The organism is Microcoleus sp. bin38.metabat.b11b12b14.051 (assembly GCF_013299165.1).
Lineage (GTDB): Bacteria > Cyanobacteriota > Cyanobacteriia > Cyanobacteriales > Microcoleaceae > Microcoleus.
Map to the genome: position 1 here is coordinate 48,388 of NZ_JAAFKD010000029.1, position 17,382 is coordinate 65,769.

Genomic DNA, 17,382 nt, shown 5'->3' on the forward strand with positions numbered 1-17,382 from the left:
GGTTTGTAGTGAGGACTTTAGTCCTCGGATGGATGCGGACTAAAGTCCTCACTACAAACCTTTATTGTCCTTCGATCGCCCAATCAGTAAATGTCTCACACAAAACTCCACGCTTCCGTCAAAGGAGAAGGATTTCCGATTCTCTGCTTGCACGGCCATCCCGGTTCCGGCGATTGTATGTCTGTCTTCACAGAACACCTATCACAGCGGTTTCGGACGATCGCCCCAGACTTGCGCGGCTACGGCAACAGCCGCACCTCAAATTCCTTTGAAATGACCGACCACTTGCTTGATTTAGAGGCACTTTTAGACCGATTGGGAGTCGATCGCACTTTAGTCATCGGCTGGTCTTTGGGAGGGATTTTAGCCCTAGAATTAGCGATGAAATATCCCCAGCGAGTCACCGGTTTGATTGTCCTAGCCTCCGCCGCCAAACCGCGCGGCAGTCACCCGCCCATCTCTTGGCAAGATAATCTTTACACCGGTTTAGCCGGAATTATCAACTGGGTTGTACCCGGTTGGCAGTGGAATATTGATACTTTTGGCAGGCGATCGCTCTTTCGTTACTTGATCCAGCAGCATACAGCGACCCCTTACCGCTACTTAGCACGGGCAGGTACTCCCGCCTACCTCCAGACTTCCAGCGCCGCTACAAATGCCTTAAATACGGCTCTCAGGGCAGGATACGATCGGTTGCCACAACTTGCTGACATTCAATGTCCCTGCTTGGTATTGGCTGGAGAGGGCGATCGACATATCACCTCAGCATCCAGTTTAGAAACAGCCCGCCACCTCCAGCAGAGTCAGTGGGAGTGCTATCCCAATACAGCCCACTTGTTTCCGTGGGAAATTCCCGAGCAAGTAATCGCAGATATCGATCGTTGGATTGAGAATTTCCCCGAAGCAGTGGGCAATTGCGAGTCTTGAGTTTTGAACTTGTTAGAAGAAATTAATCACCAAACAGTCAAAAGTTTTGAATTTATCTCGTTTGCGTTTGCATCCGAATTAAACAGTGCGATCGTCCCCAAGAGCGATCGGGGTTCGCTGGCAGCGTATAATTCCGATATTACCGGATTTGAATTTACAACTCAAAACTCAAAACTCACAATTCCTCCTGCTACTGACCGCTCAAAACAGGCAACAACCCTCCCTCACCAAACTTTCCCAAATCATCTGCAACAGTCAAAGCAATAGGTTTGCAGCGCTGAATGGAAACACTAAGACCTTCTGCACCTTCATTTTCAATGTCTTCTACATAACCTGCTTTTGCACCTTCGGCATCTTGAGAAGTCAAGAAGGGGCCAAAATAGTAAATGCACCGTGGCGCTGAAGTTTTAACTTCAACCCACCAAGCCAATCCGAAAAAGTTGAGCAAGCTAATCAAGAGTTCTTTCATCGGCTTTTCTAATGTATTTAGCGGTGTTTTCATGGTGGTGCGGGCAACGCGCTTTTTTTATTGACGCGGCTGCGATGCTACTAAGAATTTATCCAACCTATTTAAAGGTAATATCTAAATAGATTCGGGTCTAATTCCTGTTAGAAATTAATGACTAATGCCCCTTAAACTTTCCCCTGTGTTTAACTAACGAAAACCGAGCAGCTATCCTTACTTATTCAGGCTATGCAACTAGCATTTTTGGGCGAAATCCACCTATTTTTGCATCGCTGTAGCTGCTGAAAAACTGGAAATAACCAAACAAGTGGTTTCTCATCATCAGAAAAAATGGTGTGAAACCCCGTCCTTCTAGGACGGCTTTACAGTTCGCCAAGAGTTGTAGGCAAGGAATTTGCAATCTCCCGGCTTTGCACCTTGAGTTAGGCGTTTGCCTGTATCAAGACTGTGCAGGCTGACGCGAGACTTTTGAAGGTCTTCACCACCTCCAAACAGCATTTACCGTATTTGGGATGCTTGACAATCCCGCCCCGCTTTAACCCTTGCGACATAGAACCCCCATAAGGGCGGCGGTATCCATTCTTGCCGGGATTGAAAACATGAAGTTGTCTGCGGTGAATGCGGAGCGGCTGGCACTCCATTACCGCTGTATTGTCTGGCCCAGAATCACCGCCCACTAGCAAATAAGCCAAAACCCACGAATCAACGCAATGAGCGTCAAAACTGTTAGATAGTTTTTTCTTGGACTTCTTCAGTCCCAGCGCTTGTCTGGTTTGATAGGTATTCTCCCAGCCGTCGAACTTGGTCACGGGTGCAATTTTTTCTAATTCCCAGTTGCACCACTGCTTTCCAACTTCCAGGGGTGAAAAAGATGTATTCCAAGCCTTGCAACCTTTCTTGGTTGTGGCTTTGATATCTTCAATCCCAATATGGGAAACAGGGAAGATAGAGGCCAAGACCTTAACAACTCTGACCTTGAATTGCCATCTTGCTTTTGTGCTCGGAGGAATCCCGCCGCGCTTGCGATTTTGGCGATTCTTTCGATACGGTGTCTTGCGGTTGCGTCTGGCACGTCTGGCATTGGTACTCGCCTCCTCTGCATCCTTAACCCAATCAACCGCATGGAATTGCTGGTTGAGATAGGTGTGAGCTTTGGATTTGACAGTGTACCCTTCGCGCTTGGAACCCGGATCGATTCCAACTGCTACAGGTTGCATTAGACGATTAGACGGCTCAACGTTTAAGCGAATGCAAAAGATTCCTTTACGAAAGAATGGAGTTGCTTTTCCAGATTCAATCCATCTTTGGGCCCGCATTGGTGTTGTAGGCATCAAAGGTCGCTGGCTTGAGTCAACTACTGGAACGTATTGCATCTTGGTTGGTTTGCCGGTAAGGCTAATTGTTTAATTCCCTTCGACTTTGACGATCCAAGAGGTTAGGGATTAGGGAGGTGTCCTTAACGTTGCCAGAAGTGCCACCTTCCGATCGTTCAAATTAGCTTCTCAGCTAGTGTCTAGTCCTACTTGCGCTTGCTTTTCTCTATTGGCTTAGAGTCCTGACAAGCCCCGTGCCTTTAGGCCGGGGTTAGTGACAGTGATCTGTTATCTATTCAGTTTTACCTCTAATTTGAGTCCATACATGGTGTTTTTCCCGCTGACATTTGATCGGCATTATGCTAGCAAAGTGTAAGTAGCTACAGACAGCGATCGCAACGCTTTAGCTACTTACATAAATTACTCTGTTGTGCTGTTTTTTTCAACCAATTTCACGATCCGTGGACGTGAAATTTTTTGGGCCCGCGCTGGCGATAAATTTCGTATAAAGCCATCCCCGTTGCTACCGAGACATTCAAACTAGGAGTCTTTCCCCTCAAAGGAATTGAAACTAATCCGTCACATCCGCGCTGTATCAAAAGGCTCAAACCATCAGCTTCACCGCCGACAACTAAAACAGTGGGCCCGGAGAACTTGATGGTTTCTACCGAGTCACCCACGCCCGCAGCAGCGCCATAAATCCAGAAGCCAGCTTCTTTCAATTGTTCCAGCGCCCGGTTAAGATTGACAACCCTCGATACTGGCAGGCTTTCCAATGCACCGGCTGCAACTTTTCTCACGGCTGAGGTAATGCCAACGGCCCGCCGCTGCGGAATCACCATGCCCTGAGCTCCCAATGCTTCTGCGGTGCGAATAATCGCCCCTAGATTGTGGGGGTCGTTGAGTCCTTCTGCTACCACAATTACGGGATCTGCACAATCCGCCTTAGCCTGTGCGATCAGTTCGCTCAAATCGAGGTATTCGTAGGCTGATACTTGGGCTGCTACGCCTTGGTGGTTTGCCTTGCGGGTGATGTAGTCGAGGCGCAAATCGTCAACTTCGTCGATGATGCTGCCGTTGGCCTTGGCTTCGGTTAGCAAGCTGTGAAAGCGAGGATCGTAGCGTAGGTGCGGGACAACCCAAATGCGGTTCAGAACTTGGTTTGTTTCTAAGGCTGCTTGCACCGCATGGCGCCCGTAAATCATGTCGTCTGTGTCTGCGTCTGGCTGCACGACGGTATTTGAGGCAGTGTCAACCGGGCGAGTGTCTCTGTCTTTGTCTCTGTCTCGGAAATGATTTCCCCGGAATTCCGTCGGGCTGCTGTCTCTGTCTCTGTTTTTGTCTCTGTCTTTGTAAAAATTGCCGCGGGATTCCTGCGGGCTGCTGTCTCTGTTTCTGTCTCGGAAATTGTTGCGGGCTGGCTGCGGGCTGCCGTCTCTGTCTCGGAAATTGTTGCGGGCTGGCCGTGGGCTGCTGTATCCGTCTCCGTCTCTGTCTCGGAAATTGTTGCGGGCTGGCTGCGGGCTGCTGTATCCGTCTCTGTCTCTGTCTCGGAAATTGTTGCGGGCTGGCTGCGGGCTGCTATCTCTGTCTCTGTCTCGGAAATTGTTGCGGGCTGGCTGCGGGCTGCTATCTCTGTCTCTGTCTCGGAAATTGTTGCGGGATTCCTGCGGGCTGCTGTCTGCGTCTCTGTCTTTGAAATGTCTGCGTATGGATGGTTGGCTGTCGCCATCGACATTCCGTTTGTAAATCGATCGCACGGGCATTTCTCGGGATTGGGGGGAGAAAGTCGATCGCTTTTGAGGGGCGTCTACTCCCCGAGTGTCGGGACGGGGCTTGCGTTCAAAGCGGGCAGAGGACGGTTGTGAGTCTTGACGGCGGCCTTCGCTGCGGAATGGCTTGCTGTCGGAGTTCGATCGCGAAGAGTTGGGTTTGGTAAATTTTCTCATTGGTTTTTTGTCGCAGTCACAGCGATTTTTGATTTTTCGATTTGAGATTTTGGATTGACCGATCGATCTTGAAGATTTGCCATTTTTCGATTTTTCGATTTGAGGGAGCAATCTTGGGGCATCGAGATTTTAGATTGGCTGGTTTGGGAGCAAGGATTTTGCTGTGCTAAACTTGCTAATTAATAATTGATAAATCCTGTTTGCCTTCGCGAGCTGTTTGCTGTGTAAGGTTGGCGTACCAGAATTATGAATTAATTCCTCGCCGTTCCAACTTTCAACGGCTAAATACTTTCAGTCTCAAGTTCTAAAAATCCCAGAATTTCGGTCAATCTTTCGGGATCGGTGAGGTACAAATATCCGATCAAAGTTTCTAAGCTGCTGGCTTGTTGGTATATTTCTGGATCGGCTCGCTTGGAGCGGCCGGATACGGCATTGCGGCCGCGCTTGACAATGGCTAATTCTGTACTGTTCAAGTAAGGAGAGAGCGATCGCAAGTGACGTGCTTGAGTTTCGGCTCGTACTTGCCCTACCACCAATTCGTGATAAGCTTGCAATCTTCTGGGGGGCATTAAATACGAACTCCGAATGTAGAGTTCGTAGACTGCATCTCCCAAATATGCCCAGGCTGCGGGCGAAATTCTTTCTATTTCTGCTGGTGTTGCCCTCGCAGGATGCACTCGATTTAAACTGATATCAGTCAGACTCAGTTTGAGTCCGTCATCTGCGATCGGCGACATACTTTTTTAAATAAAACGAACGCACAGCTTGTTGGTTTTTCTACACTTACTTATTTCGTCTTTAGTCTCTTCAGCAATTATAGCGATTGTACTGCTTGGTTAAGGCGATCGCTCACACCTGCTGGCTCCCTAATTCTTATACCATTTTTCCGCGTATTTGCCACACATATTTTACTACCCTTCCACCGGAAACCTAAGCATGGAGGAAAATAGCACCGTAGGGAGCAGGTTCTGGGAAAAGTGCTATTTTTGGGTCGCCAAACCATAAAAATTTGCTATCCAGCGTTAACAACCGGATAGCGAATTAAACCACTTTGGCGTCAAGCATCCTTGACGTTTTTAACCGCCTCATCAACCGAAGGCTGCAAAGACAAAAATTTCTCTAAGCGAACCAGTTTAACAGTCTGAGTTACGCGGGGATTTGAGACAATTTGTAATGTCCCTTCCAAGGTTTGGGCTTTCTTGACAAGTTGCACAAGTGCACCCAAGCCCGAACTATCCACAAAGTCTATCTGAGACAAGTCCAAAATTACGTGTTTTGGGCCCTCGTCAATACATTTGCTCAGTACCTTCCGAAAAGTGGCCTCAGAAAAAGCGTCCAGCAGGCCAGTCAAGCGAAATAACTGATGGTTATTCTTGACTTCGCGAGTGCCTCTGAGGCTAACGGTCAGGGTCAATGACTCAGGAATGACACCCTCCTAGCTAGATATGGCTTAAAGTCGAGGCTTCATTATATGAGTTTTTTGGTTTTTTGTCTACAGTTTTTTGGTCATCAGTCATTTTTTTTGTGATTAGTCATGAGTCGTTAGTCATTAGTTAATAGTCCGGACTGTTTTGAATCACCAACGGTAGAATAAGGGTTCCGGGTTCCGCGATCTGTGAAATATTAACGGTAGAATGCGGGTTTTAGTCGCTATCCAAAAAACTGTCCGGACTATTGATTTAGTCAGAAGCCATCTACATAAACACCCTCAGAGCGGTAAGCAATTGCAAAAATAGCTGTGACGGGCCAGGAGGGTCGATCCCACAAAAATGATTTTTTCTTGTAGGGATTAGAGGGTTAGCCGTCCCGCCTCCTGGAAAATTTGATTAAAAGGACTGAGTAAGCCAATTCCAGTCTAATGACTCTTGACCAATGACTCTTGACTCTTGACCAATGACTCTTGACTCTTGACCAATGACTCTTGACTCTTGACTCTTGACTCTTGACCAATGACTCTTGACCAATGACTCTTGACCAATGACTCTTGACTAATGACTCTTGACTAATGACTCTTGACTAATAACTAATGACCAATGACTCCCCAGAAATGGCTAAGCTTTTACTTTTTGATGGTCTCGCATGGACTGCACGAATCGATCGAACAAATAGTCAGCGTCGTGGGGGCCGGGACTGGATTCTGGGTGGTACTGCACTGAGAACAGGGGCAAGGTTTTGTGCTTCAATCCGGCTACGGTGCGATCGTTCAAGTTGAGGTGAGTAATTTCTACTTCTGGGACTAGGGAGTCAGGGTCGATCGCAAAACCGTGATTTTGGCTAGTAATTTCTACCTGCTGAGTTAAACCGGCCGGATGATTCAATCCCCGGTGGCCGAACTTCAGTTTAAACGTTTCCGCACCCAAGGAAATGCCCAGAATCTGGTGTCCCATACAGATACCGAACACAGGTTTGTCCGACTTCAACAAAGCTTTCGCAGTCGCGATCCCTTCCGTTACCGCCGAAGGATCTCCAGGGCCATTGGACAGAAAAATACCATCCGGGTTGTATTTGAGAATTGCTTCGGCTGAGGTGTCAGCAGGAACAACAATCACCCGACAGCCGTAACTCGCCAAACGCCGCAGGATGTTGCGCTTAATCCCAAAGTCTAGCGCTACCACCGTCCACATTTTGCCGTTAGCAGGCTTAACAGTCGGACTGAACTCCCACACTGCATCTGTGGCTTCAGACCACTCGTAAACCTCGCGGGTGGTTACTTCCTTCACCAAATTCAGCCCCGCCATGCTGGGGGCGTCTTGGACTTGCTCCAAAAGCTCCGCCTGGTCGAGAATTGTGGTCGAAATGCCGCCGTTAATCGCTCCCACGGTGCGAATTTTGCGAGTTAGGGCGCGGGTGTCAAGGCCGTAAATGCCGGGGATGTCGTACTGTTTTAGGTAGTCTTGCAGGGATTTTGAACAGCGCCAGTTGCTGGGTCGGCTGCATACATTGCGGGCGATCGCACCTTTAATTTGCGGCCGTGCAGATTCTTCATCTTCAAGATTTACCCCGGTATTGCCCAATTCTGGATAAGTAAAAGTGACAATTTGACCGCAATAGCTCGGATCGGTCAAAACTTCTTGGTAGCCGGTCATTCCTGTGTTGAATACGACCTCACCGACGACGGTGGCGTCAGCGCCAAACGACCAGCCGCGGTAAGCAGTACCGTCAGCCAAGACTAGGAGGGCGGGTTGTGCAGTTGAAAGTGACATGGCATCCTTAAATTACAGTCGTTTGGTTTAATTCTTACCACTGCCTGGGATTTGATGCTAGCCGGCAATATACAGAAGTTATTTTAATTTGTGCAAGCCGAGGGCAGAATGTGTTGATGTCCGAGTCCAGGATTATCTATTCCAAAAGGCAGTTGTCGTTGTTACGATCGACCTAAACCGTTTTATCAAACCATGACCAGCCAATCTCCCTTGCCTTTACCATCAAACTCAATCAAACCTCTGCTGAACCCTCAAAACCTGCGGAAACCTGTACTGGCTTTAACAGCCGTTATTTCTCTGAGCAGTTCAATGTTAGTTTACAGCGCAGTCAACTCCTCGCGAGCGACCGCTCAAGAGAGCGAGGGATGCTTCATGCGGAACTCTAGCGGCCAAACTGTCAGCTTGAGCCGATCGGTATGCGGTTTTGTCCCCCAACAATCGACTCCCGCTGCTTCGCCTGATACTAAATCTGATAGTAAGTCTGACACTAAGGCTGATACTAAGTCGGGAGTGTTTCTGGTCAAAATTAAACGCCGAGAAGCTAATATCCCAGTCATCGAAGTCACCTTTAATGGCAAGCAAAAGTTCGAGATGATGGTAGATTCTGGAGCCAGCCGCACAGTAATTACCCCAGCAATGGCTACCGCTTTGGGGATAGTTCCGAAAGGAACCGTGCAAGCAAAAACTCCCAACGGAGAGGCTACTTTTTCTCTGGGTAGTGTTACTTCAATCGAAGCTGGCGGTTTGGCGATTAAAGATATCGTTGTACCAATCTCGCCAGCACTAGAAATCGGGCTGCTCGGTCACGACTTTTTTGGTAATAAAGATGTGACTATTAAGCAAGATGTGATTGAGTTTCGATCGCGATCGTGAAGTCATTGGTCATTGGTCATCTCGCCCGAAGAGCGAAGCCGAAGGGTGGTCATTGGTCATTGGTCATTGGTCATTGGTCATTGGTCATTGGTCATTGGTCATTGGTCATTGGTCATTGGTCATTGGTCATTGGTCAATTTACCCGCTCTCGACTTGGCCGGAGCATCTTGTCCGAAGATCTCTCGCCGAAGCAAGCCGAGGGCTAGTCATCAGGAAGACGGAAGAAGGAAGAGGGAAGAAGCAAGCTTTTGTAGTGCTGTCCCCGCTCGCGATCTGTATAGAACCCATTTGAGATTTATTCTGCGTAAATCTCAGAAACCGGGTTTCTAGGAGTATTTCTCGTCATCCAACCCAAAAACTCGTAGAAACCCGGTTTCTTGCCCCGGGCGTAAATCTCAGAAACCGGGTTTCTCTCGGTATTTCTCGTCACCCAACCCAAAAACTCAAAGATGTCAAATGAGTTCTATAGAACCTAGTGCGAGTGTCCCCGCTCGCGATCTGTGCAGAATCAGTAGAATCCTAGATTTAGGCTAAAATGGTTACTCTGTAAGGATTTTATAAAAGATGTCAAATGGGTTCTATACAGCACGCGAGCGGGGACAGCACTGTAAAGAAACATCCTTTTTGCAAAAAAGAGATGCTCCCGATGTAACCCGCACATCTATACGTTGCGGAACTTCTTCATTTACCGCAAAAACTCCACTAACTGCTGCAACTTCAACCAAGATTCGCCGCTCGATAAAATGTCCTTAGCCAGAGAAACTCCTGCGGCGTGGGAACCCATGGGAATTACACCTCCCACCTGAAAAGCCAAAGACGCATTTAAAGCTACAACATCCATTTGTGCTGCTGTACCTTTGCCTTGCAAAACGTTCCGCAAAATCTCGGCGTTTTCCTCAACATTTCCGCCTTTCAATGAGCCGATCGCACTTGGCGTCAATCCTACCTGTTCCGGGTGTAAACTCGTCATTTCAACTTCGCCGCCCGACAACACCGCCAAATCAGTTACATCACCCAAACCCGCCTCATCCAACTTTTCTCGGCCGTGAACAACGATCGCCAACTCCGTCCCCAACTCGCCCAAAGCTTGGGCAATAGTTGATACCAGACTAGGATCGAACACCCCGATTACCTGCCCTGTAGGGCGCATAGGATTGACGAGCGGCCCTAAAAGGTTAAAAACAGTCCGCACCTTCAATGTCCGCCGCAGCGACGCTACAGCCTTAAGGGCGGGATGCCACCCAGGGGCAAATAAAAAGGTGATGCCTACTTCGTCTACGGCAGCTTTTACCTTGGCCGCATCGGCGCCGAGGTTGACTCCGAGTGCTTCTAACACGTCAGCAGAACCGACTTTGCTGGATGCCGATCGATTTCCGTGTTTGGCGACTCGAACTTGGCCGGCGGCGGCTACAAAGGCGACAGCCGTTGAGATGTTGAACGTTGAGGCGCCGTCTCCGCCGGTGCCGCAAGTATCGATTAATTTGAGACGGGAGATGGGAGATTGGCGATCGTCGAAAACGCTATCCGACTCGCCCGTCAAAGACTGAGACTGCAATACCTGAGCCATTCCTGCTAATTCTGCTGCCGAGATTCCTTTGGCTTGGAGGGCTGCTAAAATTGCGCCGGAAAGCACGGGGGGTATGGCTTCTGCGAGCCATCCCTGCATCAAGTCGGCGGCTTGGGCGCGCGCGAGAGATTCTCTATCTAACAGTTGTTGCAGCAGGGCTGGCCACAGGGGAGAATCGGCTGTCAAAGTTGAAGCTGCGGATATGTCTGGTGTTGTAAGTACAGGAGAATCAGTCATGTAGGGAGAATATTTTTGGGCTGGGGTGGGATTTTTTGATGTCCGGGGAAACTGAGAGTCGATCGGGATTTTACCAGACTTGCTGGGGACATTTGGCGCGCCGGAACCCAGATTTTTGCCCAAATGACAGCATCGCTACAGAATTTATCCGCCCGCAGTATCCGAATATGAACTTTTTGATACAACAATCGTCCCCCGGATTGTGACACTTTTAGATATGGTGGCCGCCTTGTCAAGAGCGATCGACCGTCAGCCATACTATCTGCCGTCTCCAAATCAATTTCAACGGGCCAGTGCAACGGCAAGCATTGAGAGCGACTGGCGGATTACTTGCAGGGAGTTAGCCTCGCGCGAGGCAGTCCAAACGGCAGCGGTAGAAGCTACTGCCGAAACAGAAGCCACAGACTGGCAGCTAACTAATTTCAGGGTATGTAATTGCTAATATATTGAGGGAGCTTTTAACGGTCGGGTTTGCCTCAAACGACGGTAACTTTTAGGATATAGGTTGGCCAATCCAATTTTGACACTCATTTGTATAAAAAAAAGACCGGACTGGTTAACCTGTCACAACTCTCCTAACAACTAACGGCGCAATAGATGAAGTTAATAAAAACAGCAGTTTCCCTGGAATCTCCAACTCTAACAGTTCTAGATCGCATCAAACATAGGTATTCTGTAAGGAAACTGCTGGAGTAGCTTCTGGTATGTGTTGCCAGCAATAGAGGAATCATCGAAAAAAATCCACGACCGGGCGGTTAATTGATAGGGGACACAGCATCTGTGCTACTAACTATAGCAAAAAAAATTAATTTTACACAAAAATACAGCAGGGTATTCAAAAGTGAGACACCAAAAATTAGAAAATAAAACGATCGAGTGTAAATTGGAAAACAAAGCGATCGATTGTCAGAATATCGAGGAGGCACTGCACCAGATGGAAGCAAAATATTACAGTATGTTTGAAAATGCTGTGTCTGGCATTTTCCAGACAACCAAAGACGGTCGCTACCTGAGTGCTAACCCAGCTTTGGCTCGCATCTACGGATATAATTCCGCCGCCGAATTGATGGACAGTCTGACTGATATCAGCGATCAGCTTTACGTTAATCGCGATCGGCGCGCTCAGTTTATTTCTGCTTTGCAAGCACAAGGCGTCGTGTCGGATTTTGAATCGCAGATTTATCGCCGAGATGGCACAGTAATTTGGATTGTGGAAAATGCCCGAGCTGTCTGCGATGAAGGCGAAAAATTGCTTTACTACGAAGGTTTTGTGGAAGATATTACTCAGCGCAAAAATGCTGAATCTGCAATGCGAGAAAGTGAAGAACGGCTGCGGATGGTCATTGAAGGCGTCAAAGATTATGCAATATTCATGTTAGATACTAAGGGATATGTAGCGAGCTGGAATTCTGGGGCTAAAAGGATTTTGGGGTATGAAGCCAGCGAAATAATTAGCAAAAACTCGGAGTGCTTTTATACGGCTGAAGATATTGCAAATAATCTGCCGCAAGAAAAATTAGCTACAGCTACCGCAGCAGGTAGATATCAAAGTGAAGGCTGGCGGTTTCGTCAAGATGGCTCACGATTCTGGGCGAAAATTATTGTTACTCCTTTGCGGGATGAAAGCGGAGAGTTGCAGGGCTTTTCTCAAGTAATGCAGGACATTACTCAGCAAAAGCAGGCGGGAGAGGAAAGGATGCAGTTGATTGCTTCTTTGCAAGCATCGGAAAAGAAGTTTCGCACTTTGTACGAATCGACGACAGATGCCGTAATGCTGCTAGACGAAGAGGGTTTTTTGGATTGCAATCCGGCTACTTTAAAGTTATTTGGATGCAGCACAGAATCGGAGTTTTGTGGCAAGCATCCTTCACAATTTAGCCCGCTGATGCAACCGGATGGACAAGATTCTATGAGTCTGTCTCAACAGTGGATTAATACGGCTCTGGAAACTGGAAATTGCCGTTTTGACTGGCGGCACTGCCGTTTGGATGGTTCCGAGTTTCCGGCGGAAGTGCTGCTAACTTCTATGGATATCGGCGGCAAAATGGGTCTGCAAGCTGTGGTGCGCGATATCACCGATCGCGTGCAGGCTCAGGTGGCTCTGAAGCAGGCTAACGAGGTGTTGGAATACCGGGTGAAAGAGCGGACAAGTCAGTTGGAAGACGCTATAAAACAGTTGAGTTTGTCGGAGGAAAAGTTTTCTAAGGCTTTTCGTTCGAGTCCCGATCCGATGACTATTACTACTTTTGCTGAGGGGCGATTTCTGGAGGCGAACGACAGTTTTTTGTCAACTCTCGGTTACTTGAGGGAAGAAATATTCGGTCATACGGTACCTGAATTAAATATTTGGACAAGGCCGCAAGACAGAGTAGATTTTAGACAAAGTTTGCACGAAAAAGGTGTGGTTCGCAATCAGGAATGCGAGTTTATGATGAAGTCGGGATCGGCGGTGGTGTGTTTGCTGTCAGCGGAGTTGATTAATTTGGAGGGCGAACTCTGTATGCTGACGGTGATGACGGATATTACCGATCGCAAACACGCAGAAGAAGCCCTGCGGGAAAGCCAGCGCGCCTTATCCACGCTGATGAGCAATTTGCCCGGGATGGCCTACCGTTTTCGCAACGATGCCGATCGCAGTATGGAGTTTGTCAGCGAAGGTTGCTATCAGTTATCCGGCTATTCTCCCGAAGAATTTATCGGCACCGGCCAAGTTTCTCTCTCAGAATTGACTCACCCGGACGATCGCGAAATCTTCTGCAATGCCGTAGAAATTGCCTTACAAGAAAATCAACCCTATCAGCTAAATTACCGCATTACTTGTAAAAACGGCGAATTAAAATGGGTTTGGGAGCAAGGTTTGGGAGTGTATTCGGACTCGGGAGAATTGCTCGCCTTGGAAGGTTTGATTACTGATATTTCCGAACAAAAACGCAGCGAAGAAGCTTTGGTGCGATCGCAAGCCGAGTTAACCCAACAAAAAATTCAGCTCGAACATACTTTGGAGGAATTGCAGCAAACTCAAGCAGTATTAATTCACACCGAAAAAATGTCTACCCTAGGTCAAATGGTAGCCGGTGTAGCTCACGAAATTAACAATCCCGTTAGCAGCGTCTGCGGCAATCTCGTCCACGTCGGCCATTATACGGAAGATTTGCTGCATTTGATCGAAATGTACCAGAAAAACTGCCCGCAGCCCCCGGCATCAATTCAAAAGCAAATGGAGGATATCGAGCTAGAATTTTTGTTAGAAGATTTGCCAAAAGCAATCTCTTCGATGCAGGTGGGCGCCGATCGCATTCGGGAAATTGTGCGATCGCTCAGAAATTTCTCTCGCAAAGACGATTCTCAAATGACCAAGGTAAATCTACACGAAGGCATTGAAGGAACCCTCCTAATCCTGCAAAGCCGATTGAGGGCGCGCGGCAACTATCCGGAAATTGCGGTAATTAAAGAATATGGCAGCTTGCCTTTAGTTGAGTGTTATTCTGGTAAAATCAATCAGGTATTTATGAATTTGATCGGAAATGCGATCGACGCGATCGAGGAATACAACGCAGGGCGATCGGTTGCCGAAGCCAAAACTAACCGCAGCAAGATTAAAATTAAGACGGAAGTCCAAAACTCCAATGCTGTAATTCGGATTTCTGACAACGGCCCCGGTATGCCCCAAGAAGTTTGCCAGCAATTATTCGAGGCATTTTTTACCACCAAACCCGCCGGCAAAGGTACCGGTTTGGGCCTGTCAATTTCCTACAAAGTCCTCCAAGAGCACAGCGGGATGCTCAGTTGCGTGTCTGCACCAGGCCAAGGAGCCGAGTTTATCATCGAAATGCCGATCGAGCAAATTAGTCAGTTGACAGTTGACAGAAGAGCCCGCCCGCGGAGTCGAGGGGTTGACAGTTGACAGTAGTCAGTAGTCAGTTGTCAGTAGTCAGTTGTCAGTTGACAGTTGTCATACCAAGCGTGAAAAATCAATGCAACAATATTCGTAGGGTGTGTCGCCATCGATCGTACCAAAAAAAAGACAGAAAATCGATCGAGCGACGCACCAGCACGACAATATTTGACTAAACAAACTCAAATGCAAGTGTTGTAGCAATAATTTTTGAAATAGGTATCAGTAGTCATACCAAGCGTGAAAAAACATTCCTACAAAAAAGAAATTAGAGGTTTTTACCAGTAGCGACACGGCACTGCCGTATCCGGCAATTTATGATTGTGACAGATAATTTATATACGCTTAATAATGGTAGCAACAATTTGTCACGCATGGTATCAGTAGTCATTAGTCATTAGTCATTACTAAAAATTACCAACTGTCAACTGTCAACTGTCAACTGTCAAATGCCAAATGCCAACTGACAACTGCCAACTACCAACTGTCAACTAACAACTGTCAACTATCAACTGTCAACTATCAACTGTCAACTGACATCTATCCAAATAAATTTGAGCCACCCTATCCCCCGGGTTTTGACCCAAACAATCCGCAAAAAGAGCCGCAGCTTCGCTAAAATTATAAATATTGTACAAAGACAAAGCCTGAGCAAACACTTGCAAAGTAGCCAACTTCCCCGCCTTTACTTCCGGCAAATCCGCATCAAAAACCTCATAAACAATTACCCATTCAGACTTCCCCTTAACCTGAACCCTATCAATTACCCGAACTGCATAATCAGCAGGATTTGTCAACCGATCGAAAGTATGTTGAGTAATTAACAGCGACACCCCATAATTCTTCGTCAAACTTTCAATTCTAGCAGCCAAATTAACCGCATCGCCAATCACAGTACCATCCATCCGATTGCTGCCGCCAACAGTACCTAGCATCAAAGAACCAGTATTAATTCCCACTCCAATCTGAATCGGCACATAGCCCAAAGAAGTCCGGTGTTGATTGTATTCAACAAGAGTATGCAGCATCGCAATTCCCGCTTTCACAGCATTGTCGGCGCCCTCGCTAAACAAAGCCATAATTGCATCGCCAATATATTTATCAATAAACCCCTGATGTTCGACAATCAGCGGTTCCATTCGCCTCAAATAAGAATTTATAAATGTGAAAGTTTCTTGCGGTGTCATCTCTTCCGACATAGTTGTGAAATCGCGGATATCAGAAAATAAAATTGACATCTCTAACTCCACTGCCTCTCCCAATTTAACATCAACAATACTGTCACATCCCAAAAAAGCTAAAAACTGATTCGGTACAAAGCGACTTGTCGCATTAGCGATTTTCAATTCTGTCTCAAGTGCAAGCTCCAAATTACTATTGGCTTGAAAGAGTTCTGTAATTAAATTTTGTCGCTCTGTTTCAGCTTTTTTGCGATCGGTAATATCTAAAATAGTATTAATAGCATAAGTGACTTTGGCGTTGGTATCGTAAATAGGAGTTGCCGAAATTTCTAAGGGAATAATTTTATCACCTTTGTGTACTTCTATATCTTCAGCCATGGCATTTTCTCCCTTCAATGCCCGCACAATCGGTAAATTTTCGGGAGGATATTCTTGATTAGTACCAGCTTTATAAGTTTGATAAACCTCGGACAATTGTTCCGTACCCGTATCCGGCACAACTCCTTTACCAAATATGTTTTTGGCATTCTGATTGAAATAGAAAATCTTGCCATCTGAGTCCAACACTCCCACCCCAATCGGCATTGCTTCTAAAAACTGCGTCAAGCGATTTTCATTTTCGTGGAGTAGCGCAATCAGTAAACCTTGCTCGCGGTTTAAATCCGCCAATTCCTGATTCATTTGCTGAAGCTGGGCATTTTGTGCTGCCAGCAGTTGATTTTGACTATAACTGTTTACCGCTTCTTTTACGGTCAAACTCAAGTCTTCTTGTTGCCATGGTTTGGCTATATAACGATATAAATTTGCAGTTTTTATAGCATTTCCCACAGCTTCAACATCTGCTTGCCCAGTCAGCATGATTTTGATAGTTTTGGGCGAGAGTATATGGACTTTTTTTAATAATTCATCGCCCTTCATGTCAGGCATGATATGATCTGAAATAATTAACGGTACTTCATACCCATCTGACAATAGTTCTTCAAGCAACTCTAATGCTTCCTCCCCACTCTCGGCAATTTCGATCAGATAAGCATTGCCAACAGCTTCTTGAAGTTCTACTTTGAGGCTCTTGAGTACAGTGTTGTCATCATCTACACAAATAATTACCTGTTGTTTCATAATAGAGACAAGCCTGATTTAATAGTTTCGATTAATTCGGCTTCCGACCAAGGTTTAGACAAACAGCAGTGGAGATTTGCGAACTTTTCAGCTCGGCTAATAGCTTCTTCGTCAGCTTGACCTGTGAGCATAATTTTAACAACTTTAGGGAATTGCTCGTGAATGCGAATCAATAATTCGTCTCCCTTCATACCGGGCATTAACCAATCAGAGATAATCACAACAATACTCACATTGTCTTCGCTTAATTCTTGAATTAAATCTAAAGCTTCATCAGCATCCTCGGCGGCTTCATAGATATAATTATTCCCAAATGATGATGATAGCTGTGTCCGCAGACTGTCCAACACCATTCTTTCGTCATCAACACACAAAATAACTGCTTTAGACACTGATTATTCCTCGCTGATGATTAATAATTAGCCGGAAAATTAGTAAACTGGCTCAGGATACCCGATCGCATTTTAAAATAAAGCAAGTTAGGTCGATCGCCCGTGGCACAATCAGATGCTATTAAACAAGGGATTTACCCACAGCTTTAGCTCAGTATAATCCATATAATGCAAGTATTCGGGCTCGATCGCCCATTTCCGGGTCGATCCCAATAATGAAGTAATATTATAGGCGATCGCACAACCGCTATCAAACTTTC

General features: G+C 46.7%; 14 protein-coding genes. 4 read left to right on the forward strand and 10 right to left on the reverse strand.

All coding sequences use genetic code 11. From position 1 onward, the window contains the following. The first annotated feature begins 90 nt into the window (after window positions 1-90). Entirely contained in the window at window positions 91-927 is an 837-nt protein-coding gene (locus QZW47_RS24090; protein WP_293132673.1) for an alpha/beta hydrolase, read from the forward strand. Between the two features lie 190 nt (window positions 928-1,117). Here QZW47_RS24090 and QZW47_RS24095 read toward each other — a convergent pair whose 3' ends face one another. The 6 genes from QZW47_RS24095 to carA all read right to left on the reverse strand — a co-directional run bounded on the left by QZW47_RS24095 (window position 1,118) and on the right by carA (window position 7,858). Then, the gene (locus tag QZW47_RS24095; protein ID WP_293132732.1) at window positions 1,118-1,396 is read right to left on the reverse strand and encodes a DUF1816 domain-containing protein; all 279 of its coding nucleotides are present in this window, start codon (window positions 1,394-1,396) and stop codon (window positions 1,118-1,120) included. Window positions 1,397-1,815: 419 nt separating this feature from the next. Next, window positions 1,816-2,766: an RRXRR domain-containing protein gene (locus QZW47_RS24100; RefSeq protein ID WP_293132676.1), complete on the reverse strand. Its 951-nt coding sequence runs from the start codon at window positions 2,764-2,766 to the stop codon at window positions 1,816-1,818. A gap of 392 nt (window positions 2,767-3,158) precedes the next feature. After that, the gene (gene rlmB / locus QZW47_RS24105; protein ID WP_293132679.1) at window positions 3,159-4,655 is read right to left on the reverse strand and encodes a 23S rRNA (guanosine(2251)-2'-O)-methyltransferase RlmB; all 1,497 of its coding nucleotides are present in this window, start codon (window positions 4,653-4,655) and stop codon (window positions 3,159-3,161) included. 281 nt (window positions 4,656-4,936) lie between these two features. Next, window positions 4,937-5,392, reverse strand: a complete 456-nt coding sequence (locus tag QZW47_RS24110) for a ribonuclease III domain-containing protein (protein ID WP_293132682.1) — start codon at window positions 5,390-5,392, stop codon at window positions 4,937-4,939. Window positions 5,393-5,712: 320 nt separating this feature from the next. Next, window positions 5,713-6,069, reverse strand: coding sequence for an STAS domain-containing protein (locus tag QZW47_RS24115; protein WP_293132685.1), 357 nt, complete (start codon window positions 6,067-6,069; stop codon window positions 5,713-5,715). Between the two features lie 637 nt (window positions 6,070-6,706). After that, window positions 6,707-7,858 carry a glutamine-hydrolyzing carbamoyl-phosphate synthase small subunit gene (gene carA, locus QZW47_RS24120; protein ID WP_293132688.1) on the reverse strand — a complete coding sequence of 384 codons (1,152 nt, stop codon included), beginning with the start codon at window positions 7,856-7,858 and terminating at the stop codon, window positions 6,707-6,709. A gap of 192 nt (window positions 7,859-8,050) precedes the next feature. On the opposite strand from carA, the gene QZW47_RS24125 reads away from it, so the two are divergent. Further along, complete coding sequence (locus tag QZW47_RS24125) at window positions 8,051-8,731, forward strand: retropepsin-like aspartic protease (RefSeq protein WP_293132691.1); 681 nt, start codon at window positions 8,051-8,053, stop codon at window positions 8,729-8,731. Window positions 8,732-9,026: 295 nt separating this feature from the next. Here the strand turns inward: QZW47_RS24125 and QZW47_RS24130 are convergent, their stop codons facing one another. Together QZW47_RS24130 and trpD are read right to left on the reverse strand one after the other, a co-directional pair. After that, entirely contained in the window at window positions 9,027-9,161 is a 135-nt protein-coding gene (locus QZW47_RS24130; RefSeq protein ID WP_293132693.1) for a hypothetical protein, read from the reverse strand. A 255-nt stretch (window positions 9,162-9,416) separates the two neighbouring features. After that, window positions 9,417-10,535 (reverse strand): anthranilate phosphoribosyltransferase, encoded by a 1,119-nt coding sequence (gene trpD, locus QZW47_RS24135; RefSeq protein ID WP_293132735.1) that lies wholly within the window; start codon window positions 10,533-10,535, stop codon window positions 9,417-9,419. A gap of 202 nt (window positions 10,536-10,737) precedes the next feature. Between trpD and QZW47_RS24140 the strand changes: the two genes are divergently transcribed. Together QZW47_RS24140 and QZW47_RS24145 are read left to right on the forward strand one after the other, a co-directional pair. Next, window positions 10,738-10,977, forward strand: a complete 240-nt coding sequence (locus QZW47_RS24140) for a hypothetical protein (protein ID WP_293132696.1) — start codon at window positions 10,738-10,740, stop codon at window positions 10,975-10,977. 399 nt (window positions 10,978-11,376) lie between these two features. After that, window positions 11,377-14,439, forward strand: coding sequence for a PAS domain S-box protein (locus QZW47_RS24145; protein WP_293132699.1), 3,063 nt, complete (start codon window positions 11,377-11,379; stop codon window positions 14,437-14,439). 506 nt (window positions 14,440-14,945) lie between these two features. Here QZW47_RS24145 and QZW47_RS24150 read toward each other — a convergent pair. Both QZW47_RS24150 and QZW47_RS24155 read right to left on the reverse strand, forming a co-directional pair. Then, entirely contained in the window at window positions 14,946-16,730 is a 1,785-nt protein-coding gene (locus tag QZW47_RS24150) for an adenylate/guanylate cyclase domain-containing protein (protein WP_293132701.1), read from the reverse strand. Then, entirely contained in the window at window positions 16,727-17,122 is a 396-nt protein-coding gene (locus tag QZW47_RS24155; RefSeq protein ID WP_293132703.1) for a response regulator, read from the reverse strand. Before QZW47_RS24155 ends, QZW47_RS24150 begins: the two co-directional genes overlap by 4 nt. Between the last annotated feature and the right edge of the window lie 260 nt (window positions 17,123-17,382).